This window comes from Pararobbsia alpina, from assembly GCF_965118125.1.
Lineage (GTDB): Bacteria > Pseudomonadota > Gammaproteobacteria > Burkholderiales > Burkholderiaceae > Pararobbsia > Pararobbsia alpina_A.
In genome coordinates this window covers 809,764-823,522 of record NZ_OZ221287.1, presented here as the reverse complement: position 1 = coordinate 823,522, position 13,759 = coordinate 809,764, and the positions used below count along the sequence as shown (strand labels likewise).

Sequence of the window (13,759 nt, the reverse complement as noted above, 5' to 3'; positions counted from 1 at the left end):
CGCGGGTCGCTCGTTACTTGCCTTCAGCGTTGCGCGACGCGATGCTCGCGCGGGCTTCGTCGATCGCTTGCAGGATCAGCGCCGATGCCTTGTGGGCATGACCGTCCTTGTCGGGCGTCTTGTCGGCGAGTTCGATCTGGTGCTTCGCGGTTTCGAGCGAACGAAGTGCAGCATCCATATCGGGTTGCGCGACATCCGCCCAGGCGCTGGCGGAAATGAACGTGGCAGCCGCTGCAACGGCAAAAACGGGGAGCGAGAGACGCATGGGTCCTCCGGTTGGGGGTCTTGGAAGATGCCGCGTGCGGGCGACAAACCAGTATCGCCGTCGAACTCCGGGGGCGCAGCGCCTTAATCCAGTTGTTTCCCGCCAGTTACGCCTGGTTACGAAGCCTACAGTTGCCTTCACCGCATACCCTGCACAGTGCGCCTTGCCGCATCAGCGTGTCTCGCCGGTCAGGCATGCGTGGTGTGCATCGGCGGCAGTTACGTTTTTTGACGATTTGGCTATTGCAATGTCTCGAATGTGCAATCTAGTCATTCCATACTCCACAAGATTGACTAATTCATACAGCGCGTGTAGCACCGGCCATTAATGAGCGAAACGCGTCCGGGGTCGTATTGCTCGTATTGCGCATCACATCGCCGATCGCGAAATCTGTGTCGGCAGTCAGACACTTCCGAGTCAATAAATCAATAAATACTCAAGCGGAACCCGACGATTCACCAGAATTTTCTCGGAGCCGCTATTGAAGTGGGATTATCTTTTTTCACCCTAAATAATCCATACAAATTGCCGATAAACTTCGAACGTAGCGAATCCCTTGCGTGAATGCGCGCAAGTGGAGCAGTGAGCGCCGTTTCAAAGACTCTCAACGATCCGGCGCACCTTTTCCTTTGCGAAGCTGAGATGCCCGATTTGCGCTGGACCCTGCCGGTCGCCTCGTGGTCTTCGACTACGACAACCGCCCCGAAACTGGACTTCATCGATCCGATGGTGCGCCGCCGCCTGAGCGCGCTCTCGAAGATGGCCCTGTCGGTCGCGCACGACTGTGCCCACGCGCGCCCGGAGGTCAGGCTCGTGTTTGCTTCGCGACACGGCGAGTTGCAGCGCACCACCGCCATCCTGAACGACATCGAGGCGCGCGAACCCGTGTCGCCCAACGCATTCAGCCTGTCGGTGCTCAACGCGATGTCGGGCATTTACGGCATCGCGCGGCATGATCGTTCGCCGGCCACCGCGGTCGCGGCCGGCGCCCAAACGCTCGGCTATGCGCTGCTCGAAGCGCATGCGCAGTACTCCGAAGATCCGTCGACTCCCGTGCTGGTCGTCTATGCCGATGTGCCGGCCGATCCGGTGTACGGTTCGGTCGAGCAGGAAGTCACGCAGGGCGCGGTCGCGATCCTGATCGATGCGAAGCACGCCCCGCTGGGTCATCTGGACTGTGCGGTGATGGCGACGAATGCGGCTTTGATAGCGGCTTCAAGTGCGACTTCAAGCGCTGCAGCGCATGTGACATCGCCCGCCGATCCGGACGCCGCGTTCGCGACGCAAAGCGAGGCACTCCAGCGATGCCTCGAGAGCGGGCGTCCGACCATGTGGCACGACACGGGCTCGACCTGGCACTGGGGCTGGAGCCCCGTCGCGGACGCGCGCGAGATAAACGGCCTGAGCGCGGCACACGAGCGGGGGCAACATGCCGGCACGGTTTAACTACGCCTGGCGGCTGTTCGCGACCGGCCTGAGCTTTGTCGTCTTCGGCATCTGCGGCCTGCTGTTCTCGATCGTCGCGTTTCCGCTTTCGTGCCTGTGGCCTCATCGCGCGTCACGGCAGCGCACGGTCGCCTATGTGATTCACGTGTTCTTTCGCGCGCTCGTCCTTGCGCTGCGTTACGCCGGCGTGATGCGGCTCGACACCTCGAACGCCGCGAGGCTGCGGGCGAGCGGACCGGTCATCGTCACGGCCAACCATCCGACCTATCTCGACGTGATGGTCCTGCTGTCGCTGATGCCGCGCGCCTGCTGCGTCGTTAAAAACGCACACTGGGGCAACCCTTGCTTCTGGGGCATCGTGCGCGCGGCCCAATACGTCAGCAATGCCGACCCGGCCGGGCTCGTCGAAGATTGCGCACGCCAGCTCGCCAACGGCTATTCGATCATTATCTTTCCCGAGGGCTCGCGCAGCCCCGGGCTCAACCGCCTTCATGCGTTTTCACGCGGCTTCGCCTACATCGCCCTGCACGCGAGCGCGCCGATTCTGCCGGTCCTGATGCACTGCGACCCGCCCGCTTTCACCAAGCAGATGCGCTGGTATGACGTGCCACCGCGCGCATTCCGCATCAGCGTCAACGTGCTCGACCCGATCGGCATCGAGCAACTCGCACCGCACGAAGCGCCCGCGGCTCTTGCCGCGCGCAGCGTGACCAGCGCCATCGAAGCGCATATCACTCAACACCTGTTCGGCCATGGATTCTTTAAAACTGGAAATTAAGCAGCTTCTGATCGACGCGTTCGATCTCGAACACCTGACACCCGACGATATCGGCGACGACACGCCGCTCTTTTCGACCGACGGAGTGGGGCTCGACTCGATCGATGCGCTCGAGATCGGCATCGTGCTGCGCAAGCAGTACCACCTGACGATCGCCCCGGACGACGAAAACGTGCGCGAGTATTTCACCTCGGTGAACACGCTCGCCGCATTCATCATGAGTCAGCGCGACTCCGCCGCCGTCGCAGACACGGCCGGAAAAACACAATAACGCGCGCTGCGACACGCTACGCTACGACGCACTACAAAGCACACAGAAGAACAGGGAAATACATCATGACTGAAGCAGAAATCCTTGAGCGCATCCGTGCCATCTTCAAGGAAAACTTCGACATCGACCCGGCGACCGTAACGCCGCAAGCGCATCTGTTCGAGGAACTCGACCTCGACAGCATCGACGCCGTCGATCTCGCCATCAAGCTCCAGGAAATGACGGGCCGCCGCATCAAGCCCGATGAATTCAAGGCCGTGCGCACGGTCGGTGACGTGATCGCGGCCGTCGAGTCGCTGCTCGCGGAGCAGGCTTGATGCAGCCACGCAGGGTACTGCGCGTTGCCGCGAGTCTCGCTTACCCGGTCGTGATCCTGTGCGTATGGCGCTGGGTGTCGCCGCGCTATGTCGGCGCGTTGCTGTTCGCCTTGCTGTGGTTGCAGCGATGGGCGGGCACCGGCGCGCTTGCCGCTTCGTTGCGCAAGCTGTCACGCGTGGACTGGACGGTTGCGGGCGTGTTGAGCTGCGCGTCGGCGGCGGTCGTGCTGACCGACAGTGAACAGCTGATGCGGCTGTACCCGTCGCTGGTCAATCTCGGTCTGCTTGCCGTGTTCGGCGCGACCCTCGTCAAGGGCCCGACAATGATCGAGAAATTCGCGCGTATCTCGCGCCCCGACCCCGCGCCGCACATCATCCGCTATACGCGCCGCGTGACGCAGATCTGGTGCGTGTTCTTCGCAGCGAACACGGTGTTTTCGGTCTACACCGCCCTCAACTGGTCGCGCGAGGCATGGTCGCTCTATAACGGCGCAGTGGCCTACGTGCTCTGCGGCACCCTCCTGATCGGCGAATTCGCATGGCGCAAATGCGTCATGGAGCCGCGCGCCGCACGCCAGGGGATCGCATGATCGCACTGCACGACCTGCTCGCCGACCAGCGCGCAGCACACGCCCTTGCTGCACCGGATGCGGCAGACGCCGCGGCGGTGCCCGACACGCGATCGGCGCTCGTCTGCCGGGACGGTACGGCCCACATCGACTTTGAAGCGTTTCGCGCGCATACAGCGGGCATGGTGGCGCAGTTTCGCGCGCTGCCCGCGCTGCACGATCCACAATCAGGGCCGCTCTCCTCTCAGGCAGGGCACTCTTCTCCTCAGGCAGAGCACGCCTCTCCTCAGGCAGCGCAGCGCCCGATCCAGGCAGCGCCGCTGGGTGCGCAATCCGTGGCGCGACGCGTCGCACTCTGTACCGACGATCCGTACGCATTCGCGTGCGCGCTGTTCGCGCTGTTCGCGTGCGGCCACGTTCCCGTGATTCCGGCCAATTCGACGCCCGGGTATCTGGCCGATCTCTCCGGCGCGTACGATCAGTTGCTGACGCACGAGACCATCGCCGCGATGCTCGACCGCGCCATCGCCGAGGCAGACGCCAAAGCAGGCGACGCCGTGGCGTTGGCAATTCGCGCCGATGCGCCGCTGACGCTCTACACCTCCGGCAGCAGCGGCACGCCCAAGCCCGTGCACAAGACGCTCGCCCAGTTCAACGCCGAAGTCCACACGCTCGAGCGGCAATGGGGCGCGCATCTTGGCGACGCGACGATGCTCGCGAGCGTCCCGCATCATCATATCTACGGCATGCTGTTCCGCGTGTTCTGGCCGTTGGCCGCGGGCCGGCCATTCGCGCGCGCCACCTGCGTCGATCCGCAACATGCGCAGGCACAGATCGCGCACTGCGGCAGAGCCGCCATCGTGTCGACCCCGGCCCAACTGTCGCGCTGGCCAGAATTGCCCGGATTCGCCGGATTGGATCCCGTGCCGTGCGCATTCTTTTCGTCCGGCGGCCCTCTCGCGCCCGACACCGCGGCGCAGTTTGCAGACACTTTCGGCGTTGCGCCGTTCGAGATTTACGGCAGCACCGAGACGGGCGGCATCGCATGGCGTGCGCAGCATCAGACGCAGGCCTGGTCGCCGATGCCAGGCATCGCCGTGCGCCGTGGCGAAGACGGCGCGCTCGAGGTCCGGTCCGCGCATATCGGGCACGACGGCTGGCATCGCACCGATGACGAAGCCCTATTTGACGACGACGGCCATTTCCGTCTTCAGGGCCGCCTGGACCGCGTGCTCAAGATCGAAGGCAAACGCCTGTCGCTGAGCGAACTCGAAGGCCGGCTCAGGCAGCACCCGTTCGTCTCTCAGGCAGCGACCGTGCAGCTCGACGGCGCGTCGCGCCAACGGGTCGGCGCGCTGATTGCCTTGTCGGCCGAGGGTCAGCAGGCCCTGCACGCCGAAGGCCGCATTCAGCTCGCCAAGACGCTGCGGCGTCATCTTGCCGGTTACTTCGACGTGGTGGTGTTGCCGCGCTACTGGCGATTCCGCCGCGCATTGCCGTATGACGTACGCGGCAAGCTTCAGGCAACGCGCGTCGCACAAGCGTTCAAAGCCGGCGACGAAGGCTTCGACCTGCTCTGCGAATCGACACACGCCGACGAACACGTCTACGAATTGCATGTGCCGCATTCCCTCGTCCATTTCGCAGGACATTTCGAGGGCCTGCCGATTCTGCCCGGCGTCGTGCAGATCGACTGGGCGGTCAAGCTCGCCTCGGTCGATGTTCCGGACGTCCGTGCAGTCGCATCGGTCGACCAGATCAAGTTCACGGCCCCCGTGCCTCCGGGCGTGGTGCTCAAATTGACACTCAAACATGATGTGCAACGCCGGCGCATGCAATTCCGGTATCGCCTTGGCGAACGCGACTGCGCGTCGGGCGTCATTGTCTACAGGGAGCCCGCATGAGCCTTGCTGCCTGTGTCGTCATTCCGATCTACAACCACAAGGACGCGATCGGCATCACCGTCGAGCGGCTCGCCGTGCATGGCCTGCCGATCTTTATCGTCGACGACGGTAGCGACGAACCGACTCAGCGCGTGCTGGCCGCACTGGCCGCACGGCACGGCGAACAGGTCAGGTTGTCGCGCTTGCCGGTCAACGGTGGCAAAGGCGCCGCCGTCATGGCCGGACTGCTCGCGGCGCGCGCGGCAGGCTTCACGCATGCGCTGCAGATCGATGCGGACGGGCAACACGATGCGTCGGACGTGCCGCGGTTTCTCGAGGCCGCTCGTGCCAAGCCGCACGCCGTCATCATTGGTCAGCCGATCTATGACGAGAGCGTGCCCAAGTCCCGTCTCTATGGCCGCTACCTGACTCACGTCTGGGTCTGGATCGAAACCCTGTCGTTCACGATTCGCGACTCGATGTGCGGCTTTCGACTGTACCCGCTTGCGCTCGCCTGCGATCTGATCGATCGCGTCGCACTGCCGACGCGCATGGACTTCGATATCGAAATCCTCGTGCGCCTGTATTGGCGCCGCGCGGAATTCGTGTCGATTCCGACGCGCGTCACGTATGCGATCGATGGTGTGTCGCATTTCGACGTGTTTCGCGACAACGTGCGTATCAGCAAAAGTCACACACGCCTTTTCTTCGGCATGCTCTGGCGCCTGCCGATGTTGCTCGCGCACAAGGTGATGCCGCGCGGCAAGACCGAGCCGTGGTGGCGCATGGCCGAGCGCGGCAGCCGCTTCGGCATGATGCTGCTCGCACTGGGTTGCCGCACGATCGGCCCCCGGCTCACTGCGCTCTGGCTGCATCCGATCGTTGCGTATTTCCTCGTTACCGGCCGACCCGCGCGCGAAGCATCGCACCGTTACTTCGCCCAGCTTCAACGTTTTGCATCGCCCGAGCCGACGCCGCGCCCCGGATGGCTCAGCGCCTACCGGCACATGCTGACGTTCGCCCAATCGGGCTTCGACAAACTCGTCGCATGGTCGGGCCGGCTCGACCGTGCGACCGTCACGCTCGACGACAGCGCGGCGCTCGATGCCCTGCGCGCGAGCAAACGCGGTGCGCTGATCATCGGTTCGCACCTCGGGAACCTCGAGATGGCGCGTGCGCTAGCCGTGCAAGGCTCGCATACGAAGGTGACCGCCGTGGTCTATACCGAGCATGCACGCCGCTTCAACAGCGTGCTCAATTCGGCCAATAAGGACTTCGCGGAGCGCCTGATCCAGGTCAGCGATTTCGGTCCACAAACCACGCTGATGCTGCAGGAGCGCATCGAGCGTGGCGAGTGGCTCGTCATCGTCGGCGATCGCACGCCCGCGCGGGAATCCGGCCGCACGACGTCGGCGCAGTTCCTCGGCTCGGCCGCTCCGTTCGCGCTGGGCCCGTATGTGCTCGCCCACGCGCTCGGCTGCCCCGTGTATCTGTTCTTCTGCCTCAAGGACAGCGGCAAGCACCGTCTGTATTTCGAGTCGTTCGCCGAGCGCATCGAACTGCCGCGCAAGGGCCGCGCCGAGCATCTCGCCGACTGGGCGCAACGCTATGCGACGCGCCTCGAGTACTACTGCCGCAAGGCACCCTATCAATGGTTCAATTTTTTCGATTTCTGGGCGCGCCCCGCCCAGCCGAGTGGAGACGCGCGTGGCCGAACATGATTTGAACGACACCGCGCGCACGCCTGCGCACGCGGCTCGACCCGCTCACGCCGGATCGGCAAATGTGCCGGCGACCGATACGAATCCGGCTGCCCGAGGCGACGCTGCGGAGTTGGGTCACCTTGCCGATGAAGCGAAGCAGCACGCTACGGACGCCATCACGATCGGCGGCCGCCACCTGACCATCGAGGACGTGGTGGCCATCGCGTCACGGCGCGTTCCCGTGCAGCTCAGCACCGACCCCGCATGGCGCAGCCGCATCGCACGTGGCGCAGACTTCCTGCGCCGTCACCTCGAGTCCGGCGCGACCGTCTATGGCGTCAACACCGGCTATGGCGACGCCTGTGTCGTCGACGTGCCGATGGAGCTCGTCGAAGCCTTGCCGCTACAGCTCACGCGCTATCACGGATGCGGCATGGGCCGTTACCTCGAGGACGCGGAGGCGCTCGCCGTCATCGCGGCGCGTCTGAACTCGCTCGCATACGGGTTCTCGGGCGTTCGCCCCGTGCTGCTCGAGCGCGTCGCCGACCTGATCAACCATCGCGTGCTGCCACGCATCCCGGCCGAAGGGTCGGTGGGGGCCAGCGGCGACCTGACACCCCTCTCCTACGTCGCAGCCGCACTGGTCGGCGAGCGCGAAGTCGACTATCGCGGCCGCCTGATGCAGGCGCGCGACGTGTGGGCCGAACTCGATCGTGAACCGCTGACGCTTGCGCCCAAGGAAGGCCTCGCGCTGATGAACGGCACGGCCGTGATGACCGGCCTCGCATGTCTCGCCTTTGCGCGCGCGAGCCAGCTTGCGCGTCTCGCGTCGCGCCTGACCGCGTTGTCGACGGTCGCGCTCGACGGCCGTGCGGCCCACTTCGACCCGATGATCTTCGAAGCGAAGCCGCATGCCGGACAGGCCGAAGCCGCGGCGTGGATCCGCGCCGACCTGGCCGACCGCGCGGACACCCCGGGCCACCGGCTCCAGGATCGCTATTCGATTCGCTGCGCGCCGCACGTGATCGGCGTGGTCTGCGACGCGCTGAGCTGGATGCGCCGCGACATCGAAAACGAACTCAACAGCGCCAACGACAATCCGCTGATCGACCCTGACGGCGAACGCGTGCTGCATGGCGGAAACTTCTACGGCGGGCACATCGCGTTCACAATGGACGCACTCAAGACCGCCGTCGCGAATCTCGCCGACCTGATGGACCGGCAGCTCGCGCTGCTTGTCGACGACAAGTTCAACAACGGCTTGCCGCGCAACCTGACCGGCGCGACCTCGGCACGCGCACCGATCAATCATGGCTTCAAGGCCGTGCAGATCTCATCGTCGGCATGGACGGCCGAGGCGCTCAAGCACACGATGCCCGCCAGCGTTTTTTCGCGCTCGACGGAAGCGCACAACCAGGACAAGGTCAGCATGGGCACGATCGCAGCGCGCGACTGCCTGCGCGTGCTCGAGCTGACCGAGCAGGTCTTTGCGGCGCACACGCTCGCGACCGTGCAAGCCGTGCGGCTGCGTCTTCGCATCAATGCCTCGACGTCGATTCCCGCCCCCCTGCAGGCCTTTATCGACGAGGTGACGCTCGCGTCGCCGTTCGTCGACGAAGACCGCGCGCTCGAGCATGAGCTGCGGGATATCACCGCGCGCATTGCATCAGGCGAGCTGGTTCAGGGAGCGCTGACTCAGGGAGTGCTGACTCAGGGAACTCTGACCCAGGGAGCGGCGTCATGAACGATCGCCCCAAATTCCTGAGCGCCAGTGCATCCGTCGAAGTGCCGTTCCATGACGTCGATGCCATGAACGTCTGCTGGCACGGCAACTACCTGAAGTACTTCGAGTCGGGCCGTGCGGCATTGCTGCGCAAGTTCGATTACGACTACCGCGAGATGCAGGCATCGGGCTACGTCTGGCCCGTCGTCGAGGCGCACCTCAAGTACGTAAAGCCCGCGACCTACGGCCAGTGGCTCGACGTGCACGCGCATTTGCTCGAATACGAATGCCGCCTGAAGATCGCGTACGAGATCTTCGATCGCGCGAGCGGCACGCGCCTGACCAAGGGCTATACGATCCAGGTCGCCGTGCACGCGGCTACGCAAGAGCTGCAATACCTGTCGCCGGCTGTCGTATTCGAAAAGCTGGAGCGTGCATGGGCCCAGTGAAGCGAACCGTCGGGCGCACATGCCTTGGCGTCGTCGCCGTGCTCGTTCTTGGCACGATGACCGGCCTGGCCGGAGGCGAGGCACTCGCGCAGAGTGGCGCAGGGCAAGCATCGGCGTCCGGCGTGGCGGCCGCGCCTCGATCGGCATCGGCTTCGGCTTCGGCTTCGGGACCAAACCACGCTTCCAGTTCGGCATCTGCATCCTCGAGCACCCTGGTGTCGCAGATCGCGGCCCAACTTGGCCAGGCGAAAAGTATCCGCGCCCGTTTCACACAGACGCAATCGCGCGCGGCGTTGAAACAGCCGCTCGTCAGCACCGGCTCGCTGCTGTTCGTTCGTGAACGCGGCGCACTCTGGCAGATCGATACCCCCTATCAGGCGAGCTGGATCATCACGGACGCTGGCGTGCGCGAGCTTGACGCGCAAGGTCACGCAGTCCCCGGAAAGGGCGCGCAAGGCGCGCGCGGTGCCGCCCAAGTCTCGACGATGATGCGCTCGATGCTCGCGGGCGATCTGAGCGCGCTGTACTCACAGTTCGACGTGCGCGCCGAAGGCACGACCTCGCACTGGCAGATGGTGCTCACACCCAATCAGCCCCAGATCGCCCAGGCCATCGCCTCGCTGACAATGAGCGGCGGCGAGTATTTGCAGAGCCTGCGCGTCACCACGGCACGCGGCGACGTGACGCAATTCGACTTTACCGGCACGACGCCCGTCACCGAGCTCGCTCCCGCCGAGCGCAGCCTGTTCGGAACGCCTTGATGAAGGCGCTGCAAACTCGCGCCGCCGAACGCACGTGGCCTGTCCGCGCGCTCTGGCTCGTGCTCGCACTCGCTGCGCTCGCCTATTGCGGGTGGCGCATGGCAGGGCCGTCGCCGCTGGAAACGAATCTGCTCGCGTTGCTGCCGGCGACCGAAGCCGACCCCGTCGCCGAGGAGGCCGTCGATCACCTCGCCGGCGTGCTCGGCAATCGTGCCGTGTTGCTCGTGTCGAGCGATAACGCAGCCCATGCAAAGGCCGCCGCGAAGCAGCTCGGCGCGGCGCTGTCGGCCAGCGGTGCTTTCCAGTCCGTCACCGCAGAGATCCCGCCGTTCGATGTCTCGCAGATTGCGCGTGCGTACCAGCCTTATCGCTTCGGCTTGCTGACGCCCGCGGATCGCGCCGCGGTCCTGAGTGGTCCGGGTGCGTTGCACGACGTGCTGATGCAACGCCTCTATGCGCCGCCGAGCGCTGGCCTTGCCACCGAACTCGCCGACGATCCGTTCGGCTGGCTTCAGAACTGGCTTGCCGGGCTGCCGCTCGCGACATCGAACCTCACCGTCGAAGACAATCTGCTTGTCGCTCACGCCGGTACCTCGACACGCGTGATGGTCGTCGCGACCTTGCGCGGATCGGCCTACGAGTCCGAGGTCCAGCATGCCGTGCTGAACGCAATCGCGAACGCGCAAACGAGCGTGCAGCAGACGTATGCCGACGTCACGCTTGATCGCACCGGCGCCGTGTTCTACGCCGAATCGGCGCGCAGCGCATCGGAACGCGAGGTCCATGAGATCGGCATCGTCTCGCTTGCTGGCATCGCCTTGCTGATGCTCTGGATATTCCGTTCACCATGGCTGCTGGCGCTCGGCTTTGTCTCGACCGCGCTCGGCATCCTGTTCGCGCTCGCCGCGACCTTGCTGATCTTCGGCAAGCTCCACCTGCTGACGCTCGTGTTCGGCGCCAGCCTGATCGGTGAAGCCGTTGATTATTCGATCCAGTATTTCGTTGTCTATCTGGGCGCCTCGCGCGACTGGGACGCGCGGCGCGGTGCGCGTGCTGTTGCGCCGGCGCTCACCGTCGCACTCGCGACAAGCTTGCTCGGATACGCGATTCTGACCGTGGCTCCCTTCCCTGCGCTCAAGCAGATTGCGTGCTTTGCGATCGTGGGGATCGCCACCGCCTTTGCGTCCGTGATCTCGTTGCTGCCGACGGGTCTGCCCCGGCCGGCACGGCGCAGTCCGCGCGCCTTGTTCGCGTCGGCCGCACGCTTACTCGCCGCGTGGCATGCGTGCATCGGTGGCACGCGCGCGGCGGGCGTGGCCATCGTTGTTGTGCTGATCGCCATTCCGGGCTGGCTTCAATTGCGCAGCGACGACGATATTCATCTACTGATCCAACGCGACCCCTCGCTGGTTGCCCAGGAGCGACGCATTGCGGACACCGTCGGCATCGACAACAGCGCGCAGTTTTTTGTGGTGCGTGGCGACACCGTCGAAGCCGTGCTTCAACGCGCCGAGGCACTGAGCGACAAGCTCACCGCCCTGACGGGTTCAAACCGGATCGCCGGGCTGCAGACGGTCACCGCCTTCGTGCCGTCGGCGGCGCGGCAACGCGACAACCATGCGCTGTTTGCAGCGCACGTCTTCAACGATCCGGCTGCCGTGCGCGCCATGCTGGCCGGCGCGGGATTTCGTGACGACGTCGCCGATGCATGGCTCGCAAGCGCTAGCAATGCAGATAAGGCGGGCGAAGGCGTCTTCGATATCGACCATTGGCTCGCCACGCCGTGGTCCCAGCCGTTCAGGCACCTCTGGATCGGCGCTTCGACCCGCGTGCCCGACGTATTCGCCGCCGTCGTGATTCCGCAGGGTGTCACTGCGTCGAACACGGCAGCACTGATTGCAACGGGCCGCACCGTTACAGGAGTCAGCTTCGTCGACAAGGCAGCCAGCGTTTCGCGCCTGTTCGGTGCGTACCGGCTCGACAGCGCAATCTGGCTGGGCGGCGCGCTTGCCCTCGTCCTCGTACTGCTGATGATTCGCTATGGCATGCGCGGCGGCATCGGCGTCACGCTGCCCGTCTGCCTGGGGATCGGCGCCACGCTCGCGGTGTTCGGCTATGCGCATGTGCCGTTCACGCTGTTCAACGGACTCGCCCTGATGCTCGTGCTTGGCGTCGGCGTGAACTACGCCGTGTTCTTGCGTGAAGGCGTGCTGCGCGCCGATGCCGATCTTGGCGCTGTCTGGACCGGCGTGATGCTCTCCGCCGCGACGACCTTGCTCTCGTTCGGCATGCTCGGCGTGAGTTCGATGCCCGCACTCAAGAGTTTCGGCGCCACGCTGACGATCGGCATTCTCGTGTCCGTCGTGCTCGCGCCGATCGGCATGTCCCGCATTCAAAGGAGGACCGCGTGAGCGCACCTCGCGTCTATCTTCATGCGCTCGGCATGATCAACGCCCTCGGTCACGATGCGCATTCGATCGTGGCATCGCTCGCTGCCGGTGTTGCGCCCGGCATGCAGCCCGTGCAAAGCCAGCTGGGTGATGCATTCGTTGGCCGTGTGCACACGCCACTCGATCTCGCACCGCCCGACGCGCTTGCTGCGTATGACTGCCGGAACAATCGCCTGCTGCTGTCGGCGCTCGCGCAGATCCGTCCCGCGATCGACGCGGCCAGCGCGCGTTTCGGCGCTCATCGCATCGGCGTCGTGCTGGGCACGAGCACCTCGGGCGTCGGCGCCGCCGAGGCTGCGCTCGCGCATCGAGCCCGCACCGGTGAGCTCGCCGGCGAGTTCGACTACCGGCAGATGGAAATCGGCACCGCAGCCCCCTTTGCCGCAGCCGCGCTCGGCGTCAAAGGACCCGCGTATACGATCTCGACCGCGTGTACGTCGAGCGCAAAGGCCATGATCTCCGCGCGCCGCCTGCTCACACTGGGCTTCTGCGACGCCGTCGTCGCGGGCGGTGTCGACTCGCTCTGCGAGCTCACGTTGCAAGGGTTCTCGGCACTGGATTCGACGAGCCCGGTACGGATGAACCCGATGAGCCGCACACGCAGCGGCATCAATATCGGCGAGGGCGCGGCGGTCTTCCTGATGAGCCGCGACGAAGCGCCGGTCGCGCTCGTCGGCGCCGGCGAATCGAGCGACGCACACCATATCTCGTCACCCGATCCCGAAGGTGCAGGCGGTGAAATCGCTTTGCGCAACGCGCTGCGCGATGCAGGGCTCGACAGCCGCACGATCGGGTACGTCAATCTGCATGCGACGGCCACGGTCAAGAACGACCAGATGGAGGCACGCCTGATGTCGCGCGTGTTTCCGGGCGGCGTACCGACGAGCGGCACCAAGCCGTTGACGGGCCATACGCTGGGGGCAGCCGGCGCAACCGAACTCGGCTTGTGCTGGCTCGCGCTCGCGCGTGACGACGTCGCGTTGCCCCGACACCTCTGGGACGGCGATGCCGATCCCGAGCTGCCCGTACTCGATCTGGTATCAGAGGAACGCTACCTGTCGCGCGGCACGGATACTCAATACGTGATGAGCAACTCTTTTGCATTTGGCGGCAGCAATGCCAGCCTGATTCTTGGACGGTGATG

13 protein-coding genes are annotated in these 13,759 nt (G+C 65.0%); 12 read left to right on the top strand and 1 reads right to left on the bottom strand.

All coding sequences use genetic code 11. The annotated features are described in order from the left end of the window. Window positions 1–13: 13 nt before the first annotated feature. Window positions 14–265, bottom strand: a complete 252-nt coding sequence (locus tag ACMFWR_RS03495; RefSeq protein ID WP_413193640.1) for a hypothetical protein — start codon at window positions 263–265, stop codon at window positions 14–16. 642 nt (window positions 266–907) lie between these two features. On the opposite strand from ACMFWR_RS03495, the gene ACMFWR_RS03490 reads away from it, so the two are divergent. The 12 genes from ACMFWR_RS03490 (at window position 908) to ACMFWR_RS03435 (ending at window position 13,757) form a co-directional block, all read left to right on the top strand. After that, complete coding sequence (locus ACMFWR_RS03490; protein ID WP_413193639.1) at window positions 908–1,711, top strand: beta-ketoacyl synthase chain length factor; 804 nt, start codon at window positions 908–910, stop codon at window positions 1,709–1,711. After that, entirely contained in the window at window positions 1,695–2,489 is a 795-nt protein-coding gene (locus tag ACMFWR_RS03485) for a lysophospholipid acyltransferase family protein (protein ID WP_413193638.1), read from the top strand. Before ACMFWR_RS03490 ends, ACMFWR_RS03485 begins: the two co-directional genes overlap by 17 nt. Beyond that, a complete protein-coding gene (locus ACMFWR_RS03480; RefSeq protein WP_413193637.1) occupies window positions 2,464–2,760 on the top strand; it encodes a phosphopantetheine-binding protein in 297 nt (98 codons plus the stop codon). The genes ACMFWR_RS03485 and ACMFWR_RS03480 overlap by 26 nt, the downstream gene beginning before the upstream one ends. A gap of 65 nt (window positions 2,761–2,825) precedes the next feature. Next, on the top strand, window positions 2,826–3,077 hold the full coding sequence (locus tag ACMFWR_RS03475) for an acyl carrier protein (protein ID WP_413193636.1): 252 nt from the start codon (window positions 2,826–2,828) through the stop codon (window positions 3,075–3,077). Next, window positions 3,077–3,667 (top strand): hypothetical protein, encoded by a 591-nt coding sequence (locus tag ACMFWR_RS03470; RefSeq protein ID WP_413193635.1) that lies wholly within the window; start codon window positions 3,077–3,079, stop codon window positions 3,665–3,667. The genes ACMFWR_RS03475 and ACMFWR_RS03470 overlap by 1 nt, the downstream gene beginning before the upstream one ends. After that, entirely contained in the window at window positions 3,664–5,550 is a 1,887-nt protein-coding gene (locus ACMFWR_RS03465; protein ID WP_413193634.1) for an AMP-binding protein, read from the top strand. Before ACMFWR_RS03470 ends, ACMFWR_RS03465 begins: the two co-directional genes overlap by 4 nt. Further along, complete coding sequence (locus ACMFWR_RS03460) at window positions 5,547–7,250, top strand: glycosyltransferase family 2 protein (RefSeq protein WP_413193633.1); 1,704 nt, start codon at window positions 5,547–5,549, stop codon at window positions 7,248–7,250. The genes ACMFWR_RS03465 and ACMFWR_RS03460 overlap by 4 nt, the downstream gene beginning before the upstream one ends. A 112-nt stretch (window positions 7,251–7,362) precedes the next feature. After that, complete coding sequence (locus ACMFWR_RS03455) at window positions 7,363–8,976, top strand: HAL/PAL/TAL family ammonia-lyase (protein ID WP_413194766.1); 1,614 nt, start codon at window positions 7,363–7,365, stop codon at window positions 8,974–8,976. Further along, entirely contained in the window at window positions 8,973–9,404 is a 432-nt protein-coding gene (locus tag ACMFWR_RS03450) for an acyl-CoA thioesterase (RefSeq protein WP_413193632.1), read from the top strand. Before ACMFWR_RS03455 ends, ACMFWR_RS03450 begins: the two co-directional genes overlap by 4 nt. Further along, complete coding sequence (locus tag ACMFWR_RS03445) at window positions 9,392–10,165, top strand: outer membrane lipoprotein carrier protein LolA (RefSeq protein ID WP_413193631.1); 774 nt, start codon at window positions 9,392–9,394, stop codon at window positions 10,163–10,165. Before ACMFWR_RS03450 ends, ACMFWR_RS03445 begins: the two co-directional genes overlap by 13 nt. After that, a complete protein-coding gene (locus tag ACMFWR_RS03440; RefSeq protein WP_413193630.1) occupies window positions 10,165–12,576 on the top strand; it encodes an MMPL family transporter in 2,412 nt (803 codons plus the stop codon). The genes ACMFWR_RS03445 and ACMFWR_RS03440 overlap by 1 nt, the downstream gene beginning before the upstream one ends. Further along, entirely contained in the window at window positions 12,573–13,757 is a 1,185-nt protein-coding gene (locus ACMFWR_RS03435; RefSeq protein ID WP_413193629.1) for a beta-ketoacyl-[acyl-carrier-protein] synthase family protein, read from the top strand. The genes ACMFWR_RS03440 and ACMFWR_RS03435 overlap by 4 nt, the downstream gene beginning before the upstream one ends. Window positions 13,758–13,759 lie beyond the last annotated feature (2 nt).

Excerpts from the sequence above, each read along its gene's own strand:
- ACMFWR_RS03495 (WP_413193640.1), bottom strand. The coding sequence starts at position 265 with ATGCGTCTCTCGCTCCCCGTTTTTGCCGTTGCAGCGGCTGCCACGTTC.
- ACMFWR_RS03490 (WP_413193639.1), top strand. The coding sequence starts at position 908 with ATGCCCGATTTGCGCTGGACCCTGCCGGTCGCCTCGTGGTCTTCGACT.
- ACMFWR_RS03445 (WP_413193631.1), top strand. The coding sequence starts at position 9,392 with ATGGGCCCAGTGAAGCGAACCGTCGGGCGCACATGCCTTGGCGTCGTC.
- ACMFWR_RS03470 (WP_413193635.1), top strand. The coding sequence starts at position 3,077 with ATGCAGCCACGCAGGGTACTGCGCGTTGCCGCGAGTCTCGCTTACCCG.
- ACMFWR_RS03460 (WP_413193633.1), top strand. The coding sequence starts at position 5,547 with ATGAGCCTTGCTGCCTGTGTCGTCATTCCGATCTACAACCACAAGGAC.
- ACMFWR_RS03450 (WP_413193632.1), top strand. The coding sequence starts at position 8,973 with ATGAACGATCGCCCCAAATTCCTGAGCGCCAGTGCATCCGTCGAAGTG.
- ACMFWR_RS03465 (WP_413193634.1), top strand. The coding sequence starts at position 3,664 with ATGATCGCACTGCACGACCTGCTCGCCGACCAGCGCGCAGCACACGCC.
- ACMFWR_RS03485 (WP_413193638.1), top strand. The coding sequence starts at position 1,695 with ATGCCGGCACGGTTTAACTACGCCTGGCGGCTGTTCGCGACCGGCCTG.
- ACMFWR_RS03480 (WP_413193637.1), top strand. The coding sequence starts at position 2,464 with ATGGATTCTTTAAAACTGGAAATTAAGCAGCTTCTGATCGACGCGTTC.
- ACMFWR_RS03475 (WP_413193636.1), top strand. The coding sequence starts at position 2,826 with ATGACTGAAGCAGAAATCCTTGAGCGCATCCGTGCCATCTTCAAGGAA.
- ACMFWR_RS03440 (WP_413193630.1), top strand. The coding sequence starts at position 10,165 with ATGAAGGCGCTGCAAACTCGCGCCGCCGAACGCACGTGGCCTGTCCGC.